At 65.9% G+C, this 21,127-nt stretch carries 19 protein-coding genes and 1 tRNA gene; 19 read left to right on the forward strand and 1 reads right to left on the reverse strand.

Annotation, left to right across the window (positions count from 1 at the left end; genetic code table 11):
* Positions 1-16: 16 nt before the first annotated feature.
* Positions 17-92 (reverse strand) — tRNA-Arg (locus tag B133_RS0102095).
* A gap of 103 nt (positions 93-195) precedes the next feature.
* Here B133_RS0102095 and argS point away from each other — a divergent pair.
* The 19 genes from argS to atpD all read left to right on the forward strand — a co-directional run bounded on the left by argS (position 196) and on the right by atpD (position 21,078).
* Complete coding sequence (argS, locus tag B133_RS0102100) at positions 196-1,845, forward strand: arginine--tRNA ligase (RefSeq protein ID WP_018599060.1); 1,650 nt, start codon at positions 196-198, stop codon at positions 1,843-1,845.
* A gap of 35 nt (positions 1,846-1,880) precedes the next feature.
* Positions 1,881-3,266 carry a diaminopimelate decarboxylase gene (lysA, locus tag B133_RS0102105; protein WP_198291027.1) on the forward strand — a complete coding sequence of 462 codons (1,386 nt, stop codon included), beginning with the start codon at positions 1,881-1,883 and terminating at the stop codon, positions 3,264-3,266.
* Complete coding sequence (locus tag B133_RS0102110; RefSeq protein WP_018599062.1) at positions 3,263-4,585, forward strand: homoserine dehydrogenase; 1,323 nt, start codon at positions 3,263-3,265, stop codon at positions 4,583-4,585. Before lysA ends, B133_RS0102110 begins: the two co-directional genes overlap by 4 nt.
* Positions 4,582-5,661 (forward strand): threonine synthase, encoded by a 1,080-nt coding sequence (gene thrC, locus B133_RS0102115; protein ID WP_026255874.1) that lies wholly within the window; start codon positions 4,582-4,584, stop codon positions 5,659-5,661. The genes B133_RS0102110 and thrC overlap by 4 nt, the downstream gene beginning before the upstream one ends.
* A gap of 6 nt (positions 5,662-5,667) precedes the next feature.
* Positions 5,668-6,621, forward strand: coding sequence for a homoserine kinase (gene thrB / locus B133_RS0102120; RefSeq protein ID WP_018599064.1), 954 nt, complete (start codon positions 5,668-5,670; stop codon positions 6,619-6,621).
* A 285-nt stretch (positions 6,622-6,906) separates the two neighbouring features.
* Positions 6,907-8,817, forward strand: a complete 1,911-nt coding sequence (rho, locus tag B133_RS0102125; RefSeq protein ID WP_026255875.1) for a transcription termination factor Rho — start codon at positions 6,907-6,909, stop codon at positions 8,815-8,817.
* Between the two features lie 190 nt (positions 8,818-9,007).
* The gene (gene rpmE / locus B133_RS0102130; RefSeq protein WP_018599066.1) at positions 9,008-9,247 is read left to right on the forward strand and encodes a 50S ribosomal protein L31; all 240 of its coding nucleotides are present in this window, start codon (positions 9,008-9,010) and stop codon (positions 9,245-9,247) included.
* An 84-nt stretch (positions 9,248-9,331) separates the two neighbouring features.
* A complete protein-coding gene (prfA, locus tag B133_RS0102135) occupies positions 9,332-10,432 on the forward strand; it encodes a peptide chain release factor 1 (RefSeq protein WP_051088021.1) in 1,101 nt (366 codons plus the stop codon).
* Positions 10,433-10,452: 20 nt separating this feature from the next.
* On the forward strand, positions 10,453-11,310 hold the full coding sequence (gene prmC, locus B133_RS0102140; RefSeq protein ID WP_026255876.1) for a peptide chain release factor N(5)-glutamine methyltransferase: 858 nt from the start codon (positions 10,453-10,455) through the stop codon (positions 11,308-11,310).
* 49 nt (positions 11,311-11,359) lie between these two features.
* Positions 11,360-12,022 carry an L-threonylcarbamoyladenylate synthase gene (locus B133_RS0102145; protein WP_018599069.1) on the forward strand — a complete coding sequence of 221 codons (663 nt, stop codon included), beginning with the start codon at positions 11,360-11,362 and terminating at the stop codon, positions 12,020-12,022.
* Between the two features lie 10 nt (positions 12,023-12,032).
* Positions 12,033-13,265, forward strand: a complete 1,233-nt coding sequence (locus B133_RS0102150) for a glycosyltransferase family 4 protein (RefSeq protein WP_369751479.1) — start codon at positions 12,033-12,035, stop codon at positions 13,263-13,265.
* Between the two features lie 255 nt (positions 13,266-13,520).
* Positions 13,521-13,976: an ATP synthase subunit I gene (locus tag B133_RS0102155; RefSeq protein ID WP_018599071.1), complete on the forward strand. Its 456-nt coding sequence runs from the start codon at positions 13,521-13,523 to the stop codon at positions 13,974-13,976.
* Between the two features lie 11 nt (positions 13,977-13,987).
* Positions 13,988-14,743 (forward strand): F0F1 ATP synthase subunit A, encoded by a 756-nt coding sequence (gene atpB, locus B133_RS0102160; protein WP_018599072.1) that lies wholly within the window; start codon positions 13,988-13,990, stop codon positions 14,741-14,743.
* Positions 14,744-14,827: 84 nt separating this feature from the next.
* On the forward strand, positions 14,828-15,079 hold the full coding sequence (locus tag B133_RS0102165; protein ID WP_018599073.1) for a F0F1 ATP synthase subunit C: 252 nt from the start codon (positions 14,828-14,830) through the stop codon (positions 15,077-15,079).
* 9 nt (positions 15,080-15,088) lie between these two features.
* Entirely contained in the window at positions 15,089-15,604 is a 516-nt protein-coding gene (locus B133_RS0102170) for a F0F1 ATP synthase subunit B (RefSeq protein ID WP_018599074.1), read from the forward strand.
* Positions 15,605-16,942, forward strand: coding sequence for a F0F1 ATP synthase subunit B/delta (locus B133_RS0102175; RefSeq protein ID WP_018599075.1), 1,338 nt, complete (start codon positions 15,605-15,607; stop codon positions 16,940-16,942). It abuts the gene before it with no gap.
* Between the two features lie 82 nt (positions 16,943-17,024).
* Positions 17,025-18,674, forward strand: a complete 1,650-nt coding sequence (gene atpA / locus B133_RS0102180) for a F0F1 ATP synthase subunit alpha (RefSeq protein WP_018599076.1) — start codon at positions 17,025-17,027, stop codon at positions 18,672-18,674.
* A gap of 6 nt (positions 18,675-18,680) precedes the next feature.
* Positions 18,681-19,604 (forward strand): F0F1 ATP synthase subunit gamma, encoded by a 924-nt coding sequence (locus B133_RS0102185; protein WP_018599077.1) that lies wholly within the window; start codon positions 18,681-18,683, stop codon positions 19,602-19,604.
* Positions 19,605-19,647: 43 nt separating this feature from the next.
* On the forward strand, positions 19,648-21,078 hold the full coding sequence (gene atpD, locus B133_RS0102190; protein WP_018599078.1) for a F0F1 ATP synthase subunit beta: 1,431 nt from the start codon (positions 19,648-19,650) through the stop codon (positions 21,076-21,078).
* The last annotated feature ends 49 nt before the right edge of the window (positions 21,079-21,127 follow it).

Below are 21,127 nucleotides of genomic sequence, written 5' to 3' on the forward strand. Positions count from 1 at the left end.
CGATGCAGGTCAGGTTTGGTGCCCCCGGCAGGATTCGAACCTGCGGCCTTCTGCTCCGGAGGCAGACGCTCTATCCCCTGAGCTACGGGGGCGCGGTGCTGAGCACAGCTGCGCCGTTGGGCTCCGCTAGCGTAGCGCATGGGAAGCGGAACACGGATTCGGGGCGTGAGTGCTCAGCCCATAGGATGGACCCCCGTGACCCCCGCCGACCTTGCCGAGCTGCTCAAGGCCACTGCCACGGCAGTGTTGACCGACCATGACCTGGACACCGCCGCGCTGCCGGCGACCGTCACGGTCGAGCGCCCGCGCAACCCTGAGCACGGCGACTACGCCACCAACATCGCGTTGCAGCTGGGCAAGAAGGTCGGTGTCAATCCGCGGGAGTTGGCCGGTTGGTTGGCGACTGCGCTGAGCAGCACCGACGGTATTGCTGCAGCCGACGTTGCCGGCCCGGGATTCGTCAACCTGCGGATCGAGGCTTCCGCGCAGGGCGTCATCGTCACCGACGTGCTGACCGCGGCTGGTGGATACGGCAACTCCAGCGAACTCGCGCAGAAGATCAACCTCGAATTCGTCTCGGCCAACCCGACGGGGCCGATCCACATCGGTGGCACGCGCTGGGCCGCTGTCGGTGACGCGCTAGGCCGGCTGCTGTCGACGCAGGGCGCCGACGTCACCCGCGAGTACTACTTCAACGACCACGGCGCCCAGATCGACCGGTTCGCGCGGTCGCTGGTCGCTGCGGCCACGGGCGAGCCGACGCCGGAGGACGGCTACGCGGGCACCTACATCAGCGACATCGCGGCGGCCGTGCTCGCCAAGCGTCCCGATGCGCTCAGCCTGCCCGCCGATCAACAGCAGGAAGTATTCCGCGCGGTCGGCGTCGACCTGATGTTCACCCACATCAAGGAATCGCTGCACGAATTCGGCACCGACTTCGACGTGTACACGCACGAAGACTCGATGCACACCTCCGGCCGCGTCGAGCAGGCCATCGCCAAGCTGCGTGAGACCGGCAACATCTACGAGAAGGACGGCGCAACCTGGTTGCGCACCACCGAGTTCGGCGACGACAAGGACCGCGTCGTCATCAAGAGCGACGGCAACCCGGCCTACATCGCCGGCGATCTGGCCTACTACCTGGACAAGCGCCAGCGTGGTTTCGATCTGTGCATCTACATGCTCGGCGCCGACCATCACGGCTACATCGCCCGGCTCAAGGCCGCTGCCGCAGCGCTCGGCGACGACCCGGACACCGTCGAGGTGCTGATCGGCCAGATGGTCAACCTGGTCCGCGACGGACAGCCCGTGCGGATGAGCAAGCGGGCTGGCACCGTCATCACCCTCGACGACCTGGTCGAGGCCATCGGCGTCGACGCCGCGCGTTACTCGCTGATCCGCTCCTCGGTCGACACCCCGATCGATATCGACCTGGCCCTGTGGTCGAGCGCATCCAACGAAAACCCCGTCTACTACGTGCAATACGCGCACGCGCGGTTGTGCGCGCTGGCCCGCAACGCCGCCGATCTCGGTGTCACGGCCGACACCGCGCACCTGGATCTGCTGACCCACGACAAGGAGGGCACGCTGATCCGCAACCTGGCCGAGTTCCCGCGCGTGCTCAAAATGGCCGCGGCGCTGCGTGAACCGCACCGCGTGTGCCGGTACCTGGAGGATCTGGCGGGGGACTACCACCGGTTCTACGATGCCTGCCGGGTGCTGCCGCAGGGCGATGAGGAGTCGAGCGAGCTGCACTCGGCGCGGCTGGCGTTGTGCCAGGCCACCCGTCAGGTGATCGCCAACGGTCTGGTGATCCTCGGCGTGACCGCACCGGAGCGGATGTGAACGCACACCCCGCCGGGCCTCGCCACGCCGAGGAGATGCATCATCCCGGGGCGCCTGCGCGGCCGCAGACCCCCGACGAAATCCTGCTGCTCGCCCCGAATGTGTGGCCCCGCAATCTCGTTCGCCGTGCCGACGGGGTCGTGTCCATCGCCGGAGTGAGCGTCAGCGACCTGGCTGCCCAGTTCGGCACCCCGCTGTTCGTCATCGACGAGGACGACTTCCGGTCGCGCTGCCGTGACATCGCCGCGGCATTCGGGGGTGGCGAGTACGTGCACTATGCGGCCAAGGCGTTCCTGTGCACCGAGATCGCCCGTTGGGTCGATGAAGAAGGTCTCTCGTTGGACGTCGCGACGGGCGGAGAACTCGCTGTCGCGTTGCATGCCGGTTTTCCCGCGCCGCGAATCACCATGCACGGCAACAACAAATCTGTCGAAGAGCTGACCACGGCGGTGAGGGCCGGAGTGGGTCATGTGGTGGTGGACTCGCTGATCGAGATCGAGCGCCTGGACGCCATCGCCGCAGCGGCGGGAATCGTGCAGGACGTCCTGGTCCGGGTGACCGTGGGGGTCGAGGCGCACACCCACGAGTTCATCTCCACGGCGCACGAGGACCAGAAGTTCGGCCTGTCGCTGGCCAGTGGCGCCGCGATGGACGCTGTGCGCCGCGTATTCGCGACCGACAACCTGCGGCTGGTCGGCCTGCACAGCCACATCGGCTCGCAGATCTTCGACGTGGACGGCTTCGAGTTGGCCGCGCACCGGGTCATCGGCCTGCTGCGGGATGTGGTGGCAGAGTTCGGGATCGACAAGACCGCACAGATGTCGATCGTCGATCTCGGTGGGGGACTGGGTATTTCCTACCTGCCCGATGACGATCCGCCGCCGATGGGTGAGTTGGCCGACAAGCTCAAGGTCATCGTGCGCAACGAGTCGGCCGCTGTCGGCCTGCCTGCGCCCAAACTGGTGGTGGAGCCCGGGCGGGCCATTGCCGGCCCCGGGACGGTCACGCTCTACGAGGTCGGCACCGTCAAGGATGTCGCCATCAGCCCGACCGCACAGCGACGCTACGTCAGCGTCGACGGCGGCATGAGCGATAACATCCGAACCTCTCTGTACGCCGCGGAGTACGACGCCCGGCTGGTCTCGCGGGTCAGCGAAGCGCCCGCGACGCTGGCTCGGATTGTCGGAAAGCACTGCGAGAGCGGCGATATCGTCGTGCGTGACACCTGGGTGCCCGACGACATCGCGCCGGGCGACCTGCTCGGTATAGCTGCCACCGGCGCCTACTGCTATTCGATGTCGAGCCGGTACAACCTGCTCGGCCGCCCTGCGGTGGTAGCGGTCAAGGACGGCCACGCGCGGCTGGTGTTGAGGCGGGAGACCGTCACCGATCTGTTGAGTCTGGAGGTGAGCGACGTATGAGCGGCAAGAAGTCGATCGGCGTAGCGGTATTGGGTTTGGGCAACGTCGGCAGCGAAGTCGTGCGCATCATCAACGAGAGCGCTACGGACCTCGCGGCGCGGATCGGTGCGCCCCTGGAGTTGCGCGGGATCGGCGTGCGTCGGGTTTCCGACGACCGTGGCGTCCCGGCGGATCTCCTCACCGATGACATCGACGGTCTGGTGTCGCGCGACGATGTCGACATCGTCGTCGAGGTGATGGGCCCCGTCGAGCCGGCCCGCAAGGCCATCCTCTCGGCGCTCGAACAGGGCAAGTCGGTTGTCACCGCGAACAAGGCACTCATGGCGCAGTCGACCGGAGAGCTGGCGCAGGCTGCCGAGAACGCCCACGTCGACCTCTATTTCGAGGCGGCCGTGGCGGGTGCCATCCCGGTGATTCGTCCGCTGACCCAGTCGTTGGCCGGTGACACCGTGCTGCGGGTGGCCGGCATCGTCAACGGCACCACCAACTACATCCTGTCCGAGATGGACAGCACCGGAGCGGATTACGCCAGCGCACTGGCCGACGCCAGCGCGCTGGGTTATGCCGAGGCCGATCCGACGGCCGACGTCGAGGGCTATGACGCCGCCGCCAAGGCCGCGATCCTGGCGTCGATCGCGTTTCACACGCGGGTGACTGCCGACGACGTCTACCGGGAGGGCATCACCAAGGTCAGCGCCGAGGACTTCGCCTCGGCGCGCGCGCTGGGCTGCACCATCAAGCTGCTGGCGATCTGCGAGCGGATTTCCACCGACGAAGGCAAGCAACGGGTCTCGGCGCGAGTGTATCCCGCGCTGGTCCCGCTGACCCATCCGCTGGCCGCGGTCAACGGCGCGTTCAACGCCGTGGTGGTCGAGGCCGAGGCCGCGGGCCGGCTGATGTTCTACGGGCAGGGTGCCGGCGGCGCACCGACCGCGTCGGCAGTGATGGGCGATGTGGTGATGGCCGCCCGTAACCGTGTGCAGGGTGGCCGCGGTCCGCGTGAATCGAAGTACGCCGAGCTCAAGATCGCGCCCATCGGTTTCATCCCGACCCGCTACTACGTCAACATGAATGTCGCTGACCGCCCGGGCGTATTGTCTGCGGTCGCAGCCGAGTTCAGTAAGCGTGAGGTCAGCATCGCCGAGGTTCGGCAGGAGGGCATGGTCGACGAGGGCGGCGCGCCGTGCGGCGCGCGAATCGTCGTGGTGACCCACCAGGCGACGGACGCGGCACTGTCCGAGACCGTCGAGGCCCTCGCCGATCTCGACGTGGTGCAGACCATCAACAGCGTGCTCCGTATGGAAGGGACAGACGCATGAATGCAGTAGCCCCAGTGCACCGGCCGTGGCCGGGCCTGATCGAGGCGTACCGCGCCCGGCTGCCGATCGGTGACGACTGGTCACCGGTCACCCTGCTGGAGGGTGGTACCCCGCTCATCCATGCGAAGCGGATCTCCGAGCAGACCGGCTGCACAGTGCATCTCAAGGTCGAGGGACTCAACCCGACCGGGTCGTTCAAGGACCGTGGCATGACCGTTGCCGTCACCGAGTCGGTGGCGCGGGGTCAGCAGGCGGTGCTGTGTGCCTCGACGGGCAATACGTCGGCGTCGGCGGCCGCATACGCTGCGCGGGCCGGCATCACCTGCGCGGTGCTCATCCCGCAGGGCAAGATCGCGATGGGCAAGCTCGCTCAGGCGGTCATGCACGGCGCCAAGATCATTCAGATCGACGGCAACTTCGACGACTGCCTGGAACTGGCGCGCAAGATGACCGCCGACTTCCCGACCATCGCGCTGGTCAACTCGGTCAACCCGTACCGCATCGAGGGGCAGAAGACCGCCGCGTTCGAGATCGTCGACGCGCTGGGTACCGCCCCCGACGTGCATTCGCTTCCGGTCGGTAACGCGGGCAACATCACCGCGTACTGGAAGGGCTACACCGAGTACCACCGCGACGGATTGTCGGACCGGCTGCCCCGCATGCTGGGTACCCAGGCCGCGGGAGCGGCCCCGCTGGTCCTGGGCGAGCCCGTCAAGGAGCCCGAGACCATCGCGACCGCGATCCGGATCGGGTCGCCGGCCTCGTGGAACTCGGCCGTCGAGGCCCAGCAGCAGTCCAACGGCCGTTTTCTGGCCGCCACCGACGAGGAAATCCTCGCCGCCTACCACCTGGTCGCCCGTTCCGAGGGCGTGTTCGTGGAGCCGGCGTCCGCGGCGAGCATCGCGGGCCTGCTGAAGTCGATCGAGGACGGCTGGATCAAGCGTGGTTCCACCGTGGTGTGCACCGTCACGGGCAACGGGCTCAAAGACCCCGACACCGCGCTGCGTGGCATGCCGCCGGTCGCCCCGTTGCCTGTCGACCCGATGGCCGTCGTCGCTGAACTGGGACTGGTCTGAGCCATCGTGAGTCAAGTCCTGCCGGTCGGGATCACCGCCACCGCCGTAGTCGCCGCATCGAGTGCGAACCTGGGCCCGGGCTTCGACAGCCTGGGGCTGGCGCTCAGTCTCTATGACGAGATCGTCGTCGAGACAACAGAATCCGGTCTTCAGGTGGAGGTTGAAGGGCAGGGTGCTGGCCAAGTTCCACTGGATGCAACGCATCTGGTGGTCCGTGCTATCGAAGCGGGTCTGCGTGCGACCGGATACACCGCCTCCGGACTGATCGTGCGCTGCCGCAACGATATTCCCCATTCCCGCGGATTGGGATCCTCTGCCGCCGCGGTGGTCGGCGGTTTGGCGGCAGTCAATGGCCTTGTGACACAGGCGGGTTCGAATCCCATGGGCGAGGGTCAGCTGATTCAGCTCTCCAGCGAGTTCGAGGGGCATCCGGACAACGCTGCGGCCGCGGTGCTCGGTGGCGCGGTGGTGTCCTGGACGGATACCTCGGGCGGTCTGGGCGAATCCCCGCGATACGCGGCGACGCAGATCGGGTTGCATCCCGACATCCGGTTGTTCTCGGCGGTGCCGCAGCAGCGGTCGTCGACCGCCGAGACTCGAGTCTTGCTGCCGGAGCAGGTCAGCCACGTCGATGCCCGGTTCAACATCAGCAGGGCGGCGTTGCTTGTGGTGGCGCTCACCGAGCGGCCCGATTTGCTGATGGATGCCACCGAGGATGTGCTGCATCAGCCGCAGCGTGCGGCGGCGATGCCGGCCTCGGCGGAATATCTGCAGACACTGCGGCGTTGGGGAGTGGCAGCAGTGCTGTCGGGCGCCGGACCGTCCGTGCTCGGTCTGAGTTTCGGGGCCGGTTTACCCGCGGAGGCGTTCCAATACGGCACTGCCAACGGGTTCGCGGTGCACGAGATGACGGTGGGTCGCGGGGTCCGGTGGATGTCGGGTGTTGCGGTCCGCAACTGACGACAACACGCCCCACATGGGAGTTGCTTGCTTCCCGCCTGAAAGCGGGCTATTCTCGCTGTCGTCCAGCAATCGCAGCGGCTCTTCCTGCGCAGACACTAGGACGACCACCCAAACTTCTTGTGTTCTACTCGTGGGCTAACGGTTCGCCGTTCAACGGCAAACCCGTGCGATCACCGTTACATAGGCGGTGCGAGCTACGCGTTCAGCGGTACAGCTGAATGCGCGTCGACCTTTGGGGAACCCTCGCGTGACGCAAAACAGTGAGGGAAAGAAAGGAAATCCGTGACTGATACGGACCTCTTCACGGCTGATAACAGCAATGACACCGGAGAGCTGTCGAATGCCGTGACGGCAGCAAATGCAGGGGAAACACCGGCTGCTGCGCCTTCCGCGCCCACGTCCGACACGCGCGCCGCAAATCCGCGGCCTGCCTCGTTGTCGACGATGGTGCTGCCAGAGCTGCGCGCGCTGGCCAAGGAAATCGGTGTCGAAGGCGCATCGGGCCTGCGTAAGAGCGAGTTGATCGCTGCGATCCGTGCCCATCGGGGCGAGACCAACGGCCGCGGCGCTGCCGCGAATGCCCCCGCCGAGACCACGTCCGACGCTGAGACCAAGTCCGACGCCGAGGCACCGGCCGAGCAGGCACCGCCGCGCCGGGAACGTCGCGGCGCGTCCCGCCAGGCGGGAGCGCCGGCGGCCGACGAGTCCGTGAGGCAGCGCGGTGAGAACCAGCGCGGTGAGAACCAGAAGGTCGCCGAGGCGGACGCCAAGCCGGCCGCCGAGCAACCTGCCAAGCAGGACCAGCCGGCCAAGCAGGGTAGGAACGACAGGCAGGATGCGCCGGAGAGGCCGGACACCAAGTCGGCTGGCGATCAGTCGGACCAGCAGGGTGACCAGCAGAACCGCGGTGGCAATGCCGGGGAGGACGATGGTGACGGCCGTCAGGGCCGGCGGGGTCGTCGGTTCCGCGATCGTCGCCGGCGTGGCGAGCGCGGCGGAGAAGGCGGCGGCGGTAACGAGGCCGAACTGCGCGAGGACGACGTCGTACAGCCCGTTGCGGGCATCCTCGATGTCCTCGACAACTACGCGTTCGTCCGGACCTCCGGTTACCTGGCCGGTCCCAACGACGTCTACGTCTCGATGAATATGGTCCGCAAGAACGGGCTGCGTCGCGGTGACGCCGTGACGGGTGCGGTTCGGGTGCCCCGCGAGGGTGAGAACAGCGGCCAGAACTCTCGGCAGAAGTTCAACCCCCTGGTGCGCCTGGACACCGTCAACGGTGGTTCGGTGGAGGACGCCAAGAAGCGCCCCGAGTTCAGCAAGCTCACCCCGCTGTACCCGAACCAGCGGCTGCGCCTGGAGACCACGCCTGAGCGTCTGACCACGCGCGTCATCGACCTGATCATGCCGATCGGCAAGGGCCAGCGTGCCCTGATCGTGTCGCCGCCCAAGGCCGGTAAGACCACGATCATGCAGGACATCGCGAACGCGATCACCCGCAACAACCCGGAGTGTCACCTCATGGTCGTGCTCGTAGACGAGCGCCCAGAGGAGGTCACCGATATGCAGCGCTCGGTGAAGGGCGAGGTCATCGCCTCCACCTTCGACCGGCCGCCGTCAGATCACACGCAGGCCGCCGAGCTGGCCATCGAGCGGGCCAAGCGCCTGGTCGAGCAGGGCAAGGACGTCGTCGTGCTGCTCGACTCGATCACCCGGCTCGGGCGTGCGTACAACAACGCGTCGCCGGCCTCGGGCCGCATCCTCTCCGGTGGTGTGGATTCCACCGCGCTGTACCCGCCCAAGCGGTTCCTCGGCGCGGCTCGCAACATCGAGTACGGTGGCTCGTTGACCATCATCGCCACGGCGATGGTCGAGACCGGCTCCACCGGTGACACGGTGATCTTCGAAGAATTCAAGGGCACCGGCAACGCCGAGCTCAAGCTGGACCGCAAGATCGCCGAGCGTCGGGTGTTCCCGGCTGTCGACGTCAACCCGTCCGGCACCCGAAAGGACGAGCTGTTGCTGTCCCCGGACGAGTTCGCGATCGTGCACAAGCTGCGTCGCGTGCTCTCAGGGCTTGACAGCCACCAGGCCATCGATCTGCTGATGAGCCAGCTGCGCAAGACGAAGACGAACTACGAGTTCCTGGTCCAGGTCTCCAAGACCGCACCGGGCTCGATGGACGTCGACTGACCCAACCGCACACTGCCCCGCACGCCGAGCGTGTCGGGGCAGTGGCTTTTCTCGACCGATGGCCAGGAATACCGCCGGGTGTGCGCACGTTTAGGCGGCTGGCGGCCGAACTGGCATAATGGACCGCCGACCCCTCGGTCCCGGTTCACGTCCATCTTGGGCGACCCGGGCCAACTACTGAAGAGGAACCATGAAAACGGGCATTCACCCTGAGTATGTCGAGACCACCGTGCACTGCGGTTGTGGCAACACCTTCACCACGCGGAGCACCAAGAACAATGGACAGATCGTCGTCGAGGTCTGTTCGCAGTGCCATCCCTTCTACACCGGCAAGCAGAAGATCCTCGACAGCGGCGGCCGCGTGGCCCGCTTCGAGGCGCGCTACGGCAAGCGCAAGGCTGCAGCCGAGAAGGCCGCGGCTGACAAGTAGCTGCGTCAACGACGCCCGATCTGTCGCATACGCGTCAGATCCGGGCGTCGTTCTCGTTTCAGGACAGAATCGGAGGAGGTTGACGTGACGGACACAGCTTCTGCTGAATTCCCGGCTCAGCCGGGGGGAGCAATCGAGGTGATCCTCGCCGAGCACGCTGACCTCGAACTTCAACTCGCCGATCCCAACTTGCATGCGGACGCGTCGGCTGCCCGCAAGGTCGGACGCCGGTTCGCGCAGATCTCACCGGTTGTGGCCACGTACCGCAAGCTCGAGGCCGCCCGTGGCGACCTCGAAGCGGCCCGTGAACTCGCGGCCGACGACGCCAGCTTCGCCGCTGAGGTCGATGAACTGACCGCACGCGTCGCCGAGCTCGACACCCAGCTGACCGATCTGCTGGCACCGCGCGACCCGCATGACGCCGACGACATCGTGCTCGAAGTGAAGTCGGGGGAGGGCGGCGAGGAATCGGCGCTGTTTGCAGCCGACCTGGCCCGGATGTACATCCGCTACGCCGAACGGCACGGCTGGGCCGTCACCATGCTTGGCGAAACCAGCTCAGACCTGGGCGGATACAAGGACGCCACGTTGTCCATCCGGAGCAGGGGCGATTCGGCCGACGGCGTGTGGGCCCGGCTCAAGTTCGAGGGCGGCGTGCACCGCGTGCAACGTGTCCCGGTCACCGAATCGCAAGGCCGGGTGCATACCTCGGCTGCGGGGGTCCTTGTCTACCCGGAGCCCGAGGAGGTCGAGCAGGTTCAGATCGACGAGTCGGACCTGCGCATCGATGTCTACCGCAGCTCAGGGAAGGGCGGCCAGGGGGTTAATACCACCGACTCGGCGGTGCGTATCACACATCTGCCCACCGGCATCGTGGTGACCTGCCAGAACGAGCGCTCCCAGCTGCAGAACAAGGCCCGCGCCATGCAGGTGCTGGCCGCGCGGTTGCAGGCGCTGGCTGAGGAACAGGCCGATGCCGACGCCTCGGCCGACCGCGCCAGCCAGATCCGCACCGTGGACCGCAGCGAGCGCATCCGGACCTACAACTTTCCGGAGAACCGGATCGCCGATCACCGGATCAACTTCAAGGCGCACAACCTGGACCAGGTGCTCGACGGCGAGCTGGATCCGCTGTTCGACGCGCTGGCCGCTGCTGACAAGCAGTCGAGGCTGCAGCAGGCATGACCCGGCCTGCCGGGGAAAGCATGACCGGCCTGCGGCACGTCCTCCAGGCGGCCACCCATGCGCTGGCCGCGGCCGGCATCGAATCGGCCCGCACCGACGCCGAACTGCTGGCGGCGCACGTGGCGGGCACGGACCGCGGGCGCCTCATGCTGATCGACGATCCCGGCGCGGACTTCCGGCGGGCTTTCGACGAGCTGATCGCGGCACGCTCGCGACGGATACCGCTGCAGCATCTGGTAGGCACCGCTGCGTTCGGTCCGCTGACGCTGGCCGTAGGCCCGGGTGTGTTCATTCCCCGGCCGGAAACCGAATCGCTGCTCGAGTGGGCGACGAAATTCATCGATGCGCAACCGCTTCCGGAAAGTCCGATGATCGTGGATCTGTGTACGGGTTCAGGGGCTTTGGCCCTGGCGCTGTCGGCGCACCGGCCAGATGCCCGGGTGCTGGCCATCGACGACTCACTTGAGGCCCTGCGTTATACGCGCCGCAATGCCGCTGGAACGCCGGTCGAGGTGCTGGCCGCCGACGTCACGACGCCGGGATTGTTGCCTCAGCTCGACGACCGCGTCGACCTGCTGGTTGCCAACCCGCCCTACATTCCGGCGGGGGCTCGTCTGGAGCCCGAGGTGGCCGAGCACGATCCGGCGCACGCGCTGTTCGGGGGAGCCGACGGCATGGCGGTGATCGGTCCGATCGTGGGACTTGCCGCGCGCTGGCTGCGTGACGGCGCCGGTTGCGCCATCGAGCACGACGACACCACATCTGGGCGCACCGCCCGGATGTTCGTCGACGACGGACGTTTCGCCGCCGTGACGCCACACCGTGACCTGGCCGGACGACCCCGCTTTGTCACGGCGACCCGCACTGGGAGAAGCTGAGTTCATGGAGCTGATATGAGACCGACCAGCGCTTGCGCGAGGAGCTGATATGGCAACGTTCGACTGCAGCGACCCCGATCAGCGCGCGAAAGGCATCGCCTCGGCGATCAGCGCGCTCAAGGGCGGGCGGTTGGTCGTGATGCCGACGGACACCGTCTACGGCATCGGCGCGGACGCCTTCGACAGTGACGCGGTCGGCAGCCTGCTCGCGGCCAAGGGGCGTGGCCGCGATATGCCGGTCGGCGTCCTCGTCGGATCCTGGACCACGATCGACGGGCTGGTCTTTTCGGTGCCCGATACCGCGCGCGAACTGATCCGGGCGTTCTGGCCCGGTGCGCTGAGCCTGGTGGTGCGCCAGGCGCCATCGCTGCACTGGGACCTCGGCGACGCCAACGGCAGCGTGATGCTGCGGATGCCGCTGCACCCGGTGGCCATCGAGCTGCTGCGTGAGGTCGGCCCGATGGCCGTGTCGAGCGCCAACATCTCGGGCCGGCCGGCCGCGGTGACCGCCGCTGCGGCGCACGAGCAGCTTGGCGATCTGGTCGAGGTTTATCTGGATGGTGGTCCTGCCGAACGGCAGGCGGCCTCCACCATTGTCGATCTGACTGGTGAGCGGCCGCGCATCCTGCGTGAAGGGCCGATCAGTGCCGACGCCATCGCCGGGATTCTCGGTGTGGAAGCCGCAGCCCTGACCGCAACGCTCACGGAGTGATCTCAGCTTGCTGCAGTACGGTGCACCGGTGATCCTGGCCGGCAGCTACACCGATGCCGAAGTCTTGGCACTGTCCGATCAGGGGGCGGGCGTGCCCCTGCGAGAGCTGATACTGGTCGGCCTGACCGCCGCTATCATCACCTACTTCGCCACCGGCTGGGTTCGGGTGCTGGCCATCCGGCTCGGCGCAGTGGCCTATCCGCGTGAGCGTGACGTGCATGTGCAGCCCACCCCTCGGATGGGTGGGCTGGCGATGTATGTCGGTGTCGCCGCGGCCGTGCTGCTGGCGTCCCAACTTCCGGCGTTGACCCGTGGGTTCGTCTATTCGACCGGAATGCCGGCCGTGGTGGTGGCCGGCGGCCTGATCATGGCTATCGGGCTGATCGACGACCGGTGGGGTCTGGACGCGCTGACCAAATTCGCTGGGCAGATCACCGCGGCGAGCGTGCTGGTCACCATGGGTGTGGCGTGGAGCGTGCTGTACATCCCGATCGGGGGAGTCGGCACGATCGTGCTCGATCAGGTCTCCTCGATCCTGCTCACACTCGCGCTGACGGTCTCGATCGTCAATGCGATGAACTTCGTCGACGGGCTCGACGGCCTGGCGGCCGGCCTCGGGTTGATCACGGCGCTGGCCATCTGCGTCTTCTCGGTCGGGCTGTTACGCGACCACGGTGGCGACGTGCTGTTCTACCCGCCCGCGGTGATCTCGGTGGTGTTGGCCGGCGCCTGCCTCGGATTTCTGCCGCACAACTTCCACCGCGCCAAGATCTTCATGGGCGACTCGGGGTCGATGCTGATCGGTTTGATGCTCGGCGCCGCCGCGACCACCGCGGCAGGCCCGATCTCGCAGAACGCTTACGGCGCCCGCGACGTGTTCGCGCTGTTGTCGCCGTTCCTGTTGGTTGTCGCCGTGATGTTTGTGCCTGCGCTGGACATGTTGTTGGCCATCGTGCGGCGCACCCGCGCGGGGCGCAGTCCGTTCAGTCCGGACAAGATGCATCTGCACCACCGGTTATTGCAGATCGGCCATTCGCACCGCCGCGTGGTGCTACTTATCTACCTATGGGTGGGCATCGTCGCCTTCGGGGCGGCCAGCACGATTTTCGTCGACCCGCGTTACACCGGCGCGGTGATGGCGGCGGCCATTCTGGTCGCGATCGTGGTCACTCTGATACCTCTGTTGCGTCGCGGTCCCGATGGGCGGGAACCGCAGCTCGATGATCAGTACGACGAAAAGTAGTAGTCCTCAATTAGGGCCACCTACCATGTGGTACGGTGCTGGCAGAACCCGAAAAACCTCACGGGTTGCCGGCCCGGCCCATTGGTTCCGAAAAGCCGATCGGCGCCGAATAACGACCGACAAAGGGAGCTACCCCTTGGGTGATTCCAGCGGGCCCGCGGCCCTCCGCTACGCTCGTCGGGCACGCTCAGGACATTGCCAGGTAGTACGTGTATACGCAGATGTGCTCCGTGACCGTGGGATTGGGGTGAAGCAGTGACGACACCAGCGCAAGACGCGCCGTTGGTGTTTCCATCGGTGGCATTCCGGCCACTGCGGCTGCTGGTCATCTGCGTGGCCCTGACGGGTGTGGCCGTCGTGGCCGCCGCTTTCACCGGTCACGTTTTGTTCGGTGTGTTCTTCGGCGTCGGCCTTGGCCTTGGCCTGGTCAATGCATTACTGGTGCGCCACGCGGTGGAGTCGATAACCGCTGAGGAACACCCTCTCAAGAAGAAGATGGCGGTGAATTCCGCAACCCGGCTGCTGATCATCACCGCGATCGGTCTCGCGATCGCATACTTCTTCAAGAACTCGGGCGGCATCGCGGTGCTGTTCGGGTTGGCGATCTTCCAGGCACTGCTGGTGATGTCCACCAGTTTCCCGGTGCTCAAGAAGATCCGCACCGACGGCCTCGATGCTGTCGACACCTCTGGCACGGAATCGAAGGGCTGAGCTGACACCAGATGACCGAGACTGTTCTTGCCGCAGCGATCCACGTCGGCCACCACGAAGAAGTGAAGTGGCTGGGCTGGACCTTCAACATCGACACGATCATCGCCACCGCGGTCGCCGCTGTCATCGTCATCGGGCTGGCGTTCTTCCTGCGGGCCAAGGTCACCTCGACCGGGGTCCCGGGTGGTGTGCAGCTGTTCTTCGAGGCCATCACCATCCAGATGCGCCAACAGATCGAGAGCGCGATCGGCATGAAGATCGCCCCGTTCGTACTGCCGCTGGCAGTCACCATATTCGTCTTCATCCTGGTGTCGAACTGGCTGTCCGTGCTACCCGTGCAGTTCGGCGGACCGGATGGTGCTGCATCTGAACTTCTGGCTCCACCGGCCTCGGACATCAACTACGTCTTGGCGCTGGCCGTGTTCGTCTTCCTGTGCTATCACGCGGCAGGCATCTGGCGGCGAGGCCCGGTTGGGCACGCGAAGAAGCTGGTCAAGGGCCATGTCGCAGTGCTGGCGCCGATCAACATCGTCGAGGAGATCGCCAAGCCGGTCTCGCTGTCCCTCCGACTTTTCGGCAACATGTTCGCCGGCGGCATCCTGGTCGCGCTGATCGCGATGTTCCCTTGGTACATCCAGTGGGCGCCGAACGCCATCTGGAAGACGTTCGACCTGTTCGTCGGTCTGATCCAGGCCTTTATCTTCGCCCTGCTGACCATTCTGTACTTCAGTCAGTCCATGGAACTGGACCACGAACACGACCACTAAAAAACCGACACTGACCGACAGGGCGTGTAGGAACCACAAGAGACCCTGGTGGCAACGCTGCCAGTTACCAAGGAGGAATAAGGAATGACCGACCCCACAATCGTTGCCGGTGCACTCATCGGCGGTGGTCTGATCATGGCCGGTGGCGCGATTGGTGCCGGTATCGGTGACGGTATTGCCGGTAACGCACTGATCTCCGGTATCGCTCGTCAGCCGGAGGCACAGGGCCGCCTGTTCACCCCGTTCTTCATCACCGTCGGTCTGGTCGAGGCCGCATACTTCATCAACCTGGCATTCATGGCGCTGTTCGTGTTTGCGACCCCGGGCGCTTCGTAATCCAGCGTGATGGAACAACTGAGCGCAACGATCCTGGCGTCTAGCCAGGCAGCGGAAGAAGGCGGCGGGGGTCAGAGCAACTTCCTGATCCCCAACGGGACCTTCTTCGTCGTGCTGCTCATCTTCTTGATCGTGCTCGGCGTGATCGGGAAATGGGTGGTACCGCCGATCGGTAAGGTCCTGGCGGAGCGGGAAGCGATGCTGGCCAAGACCGCAGCAGACAACCGGAAGTCGGCCGAGCAGGTTGCCGCCGCACAGGCCGATTACGACGAGGCGATGGCAGGGGCTCGGACCGAGGCTTCGGCCATCCGTGACGAGGCTCGTGCCGCTGGCCGTTCGGTCGTCGAGCAGAAGCGTGTCGAAGCCAGCGGGGAAGTGGCCGAAACGGTTCGCGATGCAGATCAGCAACTGTCCGCGCAAGGTGCCGCCGCGCAGTCCGACCTCGAATCGTCAGTCGACGGTCTGTCGGCCACGCTGGCAAGTCGCATCCTCGGCGTCGACGTGAAATCAGGTGGGACGCAGTAGATGGAAATCTTCATCGGACAGCTGATCGGCTTCGCGGTCATCGTGTACATCATCTGGCGGTACGTGGTACCGCCGGTGAAGTCCCTGATGGCAAAACAACAGGATGCAATACGCACCGCACTGGCTGAGAGCGCGGAAGCTTCGAAGAAGCTCGCCGACGCCGACGCCATGCACGCCAAGGCGCTCGCGGATGCCAAGGCCGAGGCGGCCAAGGTCACCGACGAAGCCCGGCACGATTCAACGCGGATCACCGCGCAGCTTGCCGAGCAGGCCGGTGCGGAGGCCGAGCGCATCAAAGCTCAAGGCGGACAACAGGTTCAGCTGATGCGTCAGCAGCTTATCCGCGGACTGCGGACTGATCTCGGCGAAGAATCGGTGGCGAAGGCCAACGAGCTGGTGCGGACACACGTGGCCGATCCGGCCGCGCAGTCGGCCACCGTCGACCGGTTCCTCGTCGAACTGGAGCAGATGGCGCCGTCGACCGTGGTTATCGACACCGCCGCGACGGCCGAATTGCGCGCTGCCAGCCGCGAATCACTCGGCATTCTGGTCGGGAAGTTCGACTCGGTTGCCGGCGGACTGGACGCCGCCGGGTTGACCACGCTGGCAGACGAACTGGCTTCGGTCGCCAAGGTGCTGCTCACGGAGACCGTGCTGAACCGACATCTGACCCAGCCGTCCGACGATCCCGCGCCCAAGGTCCGTCTGGTCGACACGCTGCTGTCGGGCAAAGTCGGTGCGCCGACCATCGAACTGGTGAGGACCGCGGTCGCCCAGCGCTGGTCGACCGAGTCGAACTTGGTCGACGCCATCGAGCACATTGCGCGACTGGCGCTGCTCAAGCGTGCCGAGGTGTCCGGTGAGGTCGACGCCGTGGAGGACCAGCTGTTCCGGTTCGGCCGTGTTCTCGATGCAGAGCCCAAGCTCTCGGCCCTGCTGACGGATTACACGACCCCCGTCGACGGTCGGATCGCCTTGCTCGACAAGGTGATCCCCGCCTCGACCGGGGTGAACGACACGGTCAAGGCGCTGCTGTCCCAGACAGTGGGTCTGCTGCGCGGCGAGCGTGCCGACGAGGCCGTCATCGATCTGGCCGAGCTGGCTGTGGCCCGCCGCGGCGAGGTCGTCGCGCACGTCACGGCTGCGGCACCGCTCAGCGACGCCCAGAATGCGCGATTGACCGAGGTGTTGACCCGTATCTACGGTCACCCGGTCTCCGTCCAACTCCATGTCGATCCGAATGTCCTCGGTGGTCTGTCGATCGCCGTCGGAGACGAGGTGATCGACGGATCCATCTCGTCACGACTGGCTGCCGCGGCGACCGGGCTACCGGACTGACGAGCGCTTGCGCGAGGAAGCGACAAGCCTCGATACGAACGACATGAACGACCCCAGGAACTAGGTAGGAAGACGAAAAACCATGGCAGAGTTGACAATCTCGGCTGCTGATATCGAAGGTGCCATCGAGGACTACGTATCCTCGTTTTCCGCCGACACCGAGCGTGAAGAGATCGGCACCGTCATCGACGCCGGTGACGGCATCGCCCACGTCGAGGGACTGCCCTCGGTGATGACGCAGGAACTCTTGGAGTTCCCCGGTGGCGTCCTGGGCGTCGCGCTCAACCTCGACGAGCACAGCGTTGGTGCCGTCATCCTGGGTGAGTTCGAAAAGATCGAAGAGGGCCAACAGGTCAAGCGCACTGGCGAGGTGCTGTCGGTTCCGGTCGGCGATGCCTTCCTCGGGCGCGTCATCAACCCGCTGGGCCAGCCGATCGACGGCCAGGGCGACATCACCGCCGAGACCCGGCGTGCGCTGGAGCTGCAGGCCCCCTCGGTGGTTCAGCGTCAGGGCGTCGGCGAGCCGCTGCAGACCGGTATCAAGGCCATCGACGCCATGACGCCGATCGGGCGCGGCCAGCGCCAGCTGATCATCGGCGACCGCAAGACCGGTAAGACCGCTGTCTGCGTCGACACCATCCTGAACCAGCGTGAGGCCTGGGAGACCGGCGATCCCAAGCAGCAGGTGCGCTGCGTGTACGTCGCGATCGGCCAGAAGGGCACCACCATCGCGAGCGTGAAGCGCGCGCTGGAAGAGGGTGGCGCGATGGATTACACCACCATCGTCGCGGCCCCGGCTTCCGACTCGGCCGGCTTCAAATGGCTCGCCCCCTACACCGGTTCGGCCATCGGCCAGCACTGGATGTACGACGGCAAGCACGTGCTGATCGTCTTCGACGACCTCTCCAAGCAGGCCGACGCGTACCGCGCGATCTCGCTGCTGCTGCGCCGCCCGCCGGGCCGCGAGGCCTTCCCGGGCGACGTGTTCTACCTGCACTCGCGGCTGCTGGAGCGTTGCGCGAAGCTCTCCGATGAGCTCGGTGGCGGTTCGATGACCGGTCTGCCGATCATCGAGACCAAGGCCAACGACATCTCGGCGTTCATCCCGACCAACGTCATCTCCATCACCGACGGCCAGTGCTTCCTGGAGTCCGACCTGTTCAACCAGGGTGTGCGGCCCGCGGTCAACGTCGGTGTGTCGGTGTCCCGCGTCGGTGGCGCCGCGCAGATCAAGGCGATGAAAGAGGTGGCGGGCTCGCTGCGTCTGGACCTGTCCCAGTACCGTGAGCTGGAGGCCTTCGCGGCCTTCGCGTCTGACCTGGACGCTGCATCCAAGGCCCAGCTGGACCGTGGTGTCCGCCTGGTCGAGCTCCTCAAGCAGGCGCAGTACAGCCCGATGGCGGTTGAGGACCAGGTCGTGGCGATCTTCCTCGGCACCCAGGGGCATCTGGATTCGGTTCCCGCCGAGGATGTTTCGCGCTTCGAGGCTGAGTTCCTGGAGCACGTGAAGGCCAGCCACTCCGAGATCCTCACCGGGATCAAGGAATCCAAGAAGCTCTCCCCGGAGAATGAGGAGAAGCTGGTTTCGGTCATCAACGACTTCAAGAAGGGCTTCGCCGCCAGCGACGGCAGCTCGGTGGTCGCCAACGAGGCCGACGCAGAGGCACTGGACCCCGAGGACCTGGAGAAGGAATCCGTCAAGGTCCGTAAGCCGGCTCCGAAGAAGAACTAGGTAACAATGGCAGCCACACTTCGCGAGCTACGCGGACGTATCCGCTCCGCCTCGTCGATCAAGAAGATCACGAAGGCCCAGGAGCTGATCGCCACGTCACGGATCGCCAAGGCGCAGGCGCGGGTCGATGCGGCCCGGCCCTACGCCACGGAGATCACCAACATGCTCACCGAGCTCGCCGGCGCCAGCGCGCTGGATCACCCGCTGCTCGTCGAGCGGGAGAACCCCAAGCGGGCCGGCGTGCTGGTGGTGTCCTCGGACCGCGGACTGTGCGGCGGTTACAACGCCAACGTGCTGCGCCGCGCCGAGGAGCTGTTCTCGTTGTTGCGCGACGAGGGCAAGAACCCCGTGCTGTACGTGGTCGGCCGGAAGGCATTGGGCTACTACAGCTTCCGGCAACGCACCGTGACCGAGTCGTGGATCGGCTTCTCCGAGCGTCCCTCATACGAGGATGCCAAGACCATCGCCGACACCCTGGTGGCGGCGTTCATGGCGGGCGCCGACGACAGCGGTGACGAGCCAGGTGCCGACGGCATCCTCGGCGTCGACGAACTGCATATCGTGTCGACCGAGTTCCGGTCGATGCTCTCGCAGACCGCCGTGGCACTGCGGATCGCACCGATGGTCGTCGAATACGTCGGTGAGCCTGACGCTGGTCCGCACACGCTGTATTCGTTCGAGCCCAACGCAGAGACGCTGTTCGATGCGCTGCTGCCGCGCTACATCGCGACCCGCGTGTATGCGGCCCTGCTGGAAGCCGCGGCCTCCGAGTCCGCGTCTCGCCGCCGCGCCATGAAGTCGGCCACCGACAACGCCGACGATCTGATCAAGGCGCTGACGCTCGCGGCTAACCGGGAACGGCAGGCTCAGATCACCCAGGAAATCAGCGAAATCGTCGGTGGCGCCAACGCGCTGGCTGACGCACGCTAACCGGATTAAAGACAAAGGCCCCGTAGGAAAGCGAAGAAAAGAAATGACTGCAGCCGTAGACACCAAGACCGCGGGTCGCGTTGTCCGTATCACCGGCCCGGTGGTGGACGTCGAGTTTCCGCGTGGCGCCGTGCCAGACCTGTTCAATGCGCTGCACGCCGACATCAGCTTCGGCGCGCTGGCCAAGACCCTGACGCTCGAGGTCGCCCAGCACCTCGGAGACAACCTGGTGCGCTGCATCTCGATGCAGCCCACCGACGGCCTGGTCCGCGGCGTCGAGGTCACCGACACCGGCGCCTCGATCTCGGTGCCTGTCGGCGACGGTGTCAAGGGACACGTGTTCAACGCTCTGGGTGACTGCCTCGACGATCCCGGCTACGGCAAGGACTTCGAGCACTGGTCGATTCACCGCAAGCCGCCGGCCTTCGCCGACTTGGAGCCCCGCACCGAGATGCTGGAGACCGGTCTGAAGGTCGTCGACCTGCTCACGCCGTACGTGCGCGGTGGCAAGATCGCCCTGTTCGGCGGTGCCGGTGTGGGTAAGACGGTTCTGATTCAGGAGATGATCAACCGCATCGCCCGCAACTTCGGTGGCACCTCGGTGTTCGCCGGCGTGGGTGAGCGCACGCGTGAGGGCAACGACCTGTGGGTCGAGCTCGCGGACGCCAACGTGCTCAAGGACACCGCGCTGGTGTTCGGCCAGATGGACGAGCCGCCAGGCACTCGTATGCGCGTCGCCCTGTCGGCCCTGACCATGGCCGAGTTCTTCCGCGACGAGCAGGGCCAGGACGTGCTGCTGTTCATCGACAACATCTTCCGCTTCACCCAGGCCGGTTCGGAGGTGTCGACCCTGCTGGGCCGTATGCCTTCTGCCGTGGGTTACCAGCCGACGCTGGCCGACGAGATGGGCGAGCTGCAGGAGCGCATCACCTCGACCCGTGGTCGTTCGATCACCTCGATGCAGGCCGTGTACGTGCCCGCCGACGACTACACCGACCCGGCACCGGCGACCACGTTCGCCCACCTGGACGCCACCACCGAGCTTTCTCGTGCGGTGTTCTCCAAGGGCATCTTCCCCGCGGTGGATCCGCTGGCATCGTCCTCGACGATCCTGCACCCCAGCGTCGTCGGCGACGAGCACTACCGCGTCGCGCAGGAAGTCATCCGGATCCTGCAGCGCTACAAGGACCTTCAGGACATCATCGCCATCCTCGGTATCGACGAGCTGTCGGAAGAGGACAAGGTCCTGGTGTACCGCGCCCGTAAGATTGAGCGCTTCCTGAGCCAGAACATGATGGCCGCCGAGCAGTTCACTGGCCAGCCGGGTTCGACCGTGCCGCTCAAGGAAACCATCGAGGCCTTCGACAAGCTGGCCAAGGGCGAGTTCGACCACCTGCCCGAGCAGGCGTTCTTCCTCATCGGTGGTCTCGATGATCTGTCGAAGAAGGCCGAGAGCCTCGGCGCGAAGCTGTGATGCGCGCTCTAGACCGAAGGCAGCGCACGCGAGGAGCACAGAGAAAGGT

This window comes from Mycobacterium sp. 155, assembly GCF_000373905.1.
Lineage (GTDB): Bacteria > Actinomycetota > Actinomycetes > Mycobacteriales > Mycobacteriaceae > Mycobacterium.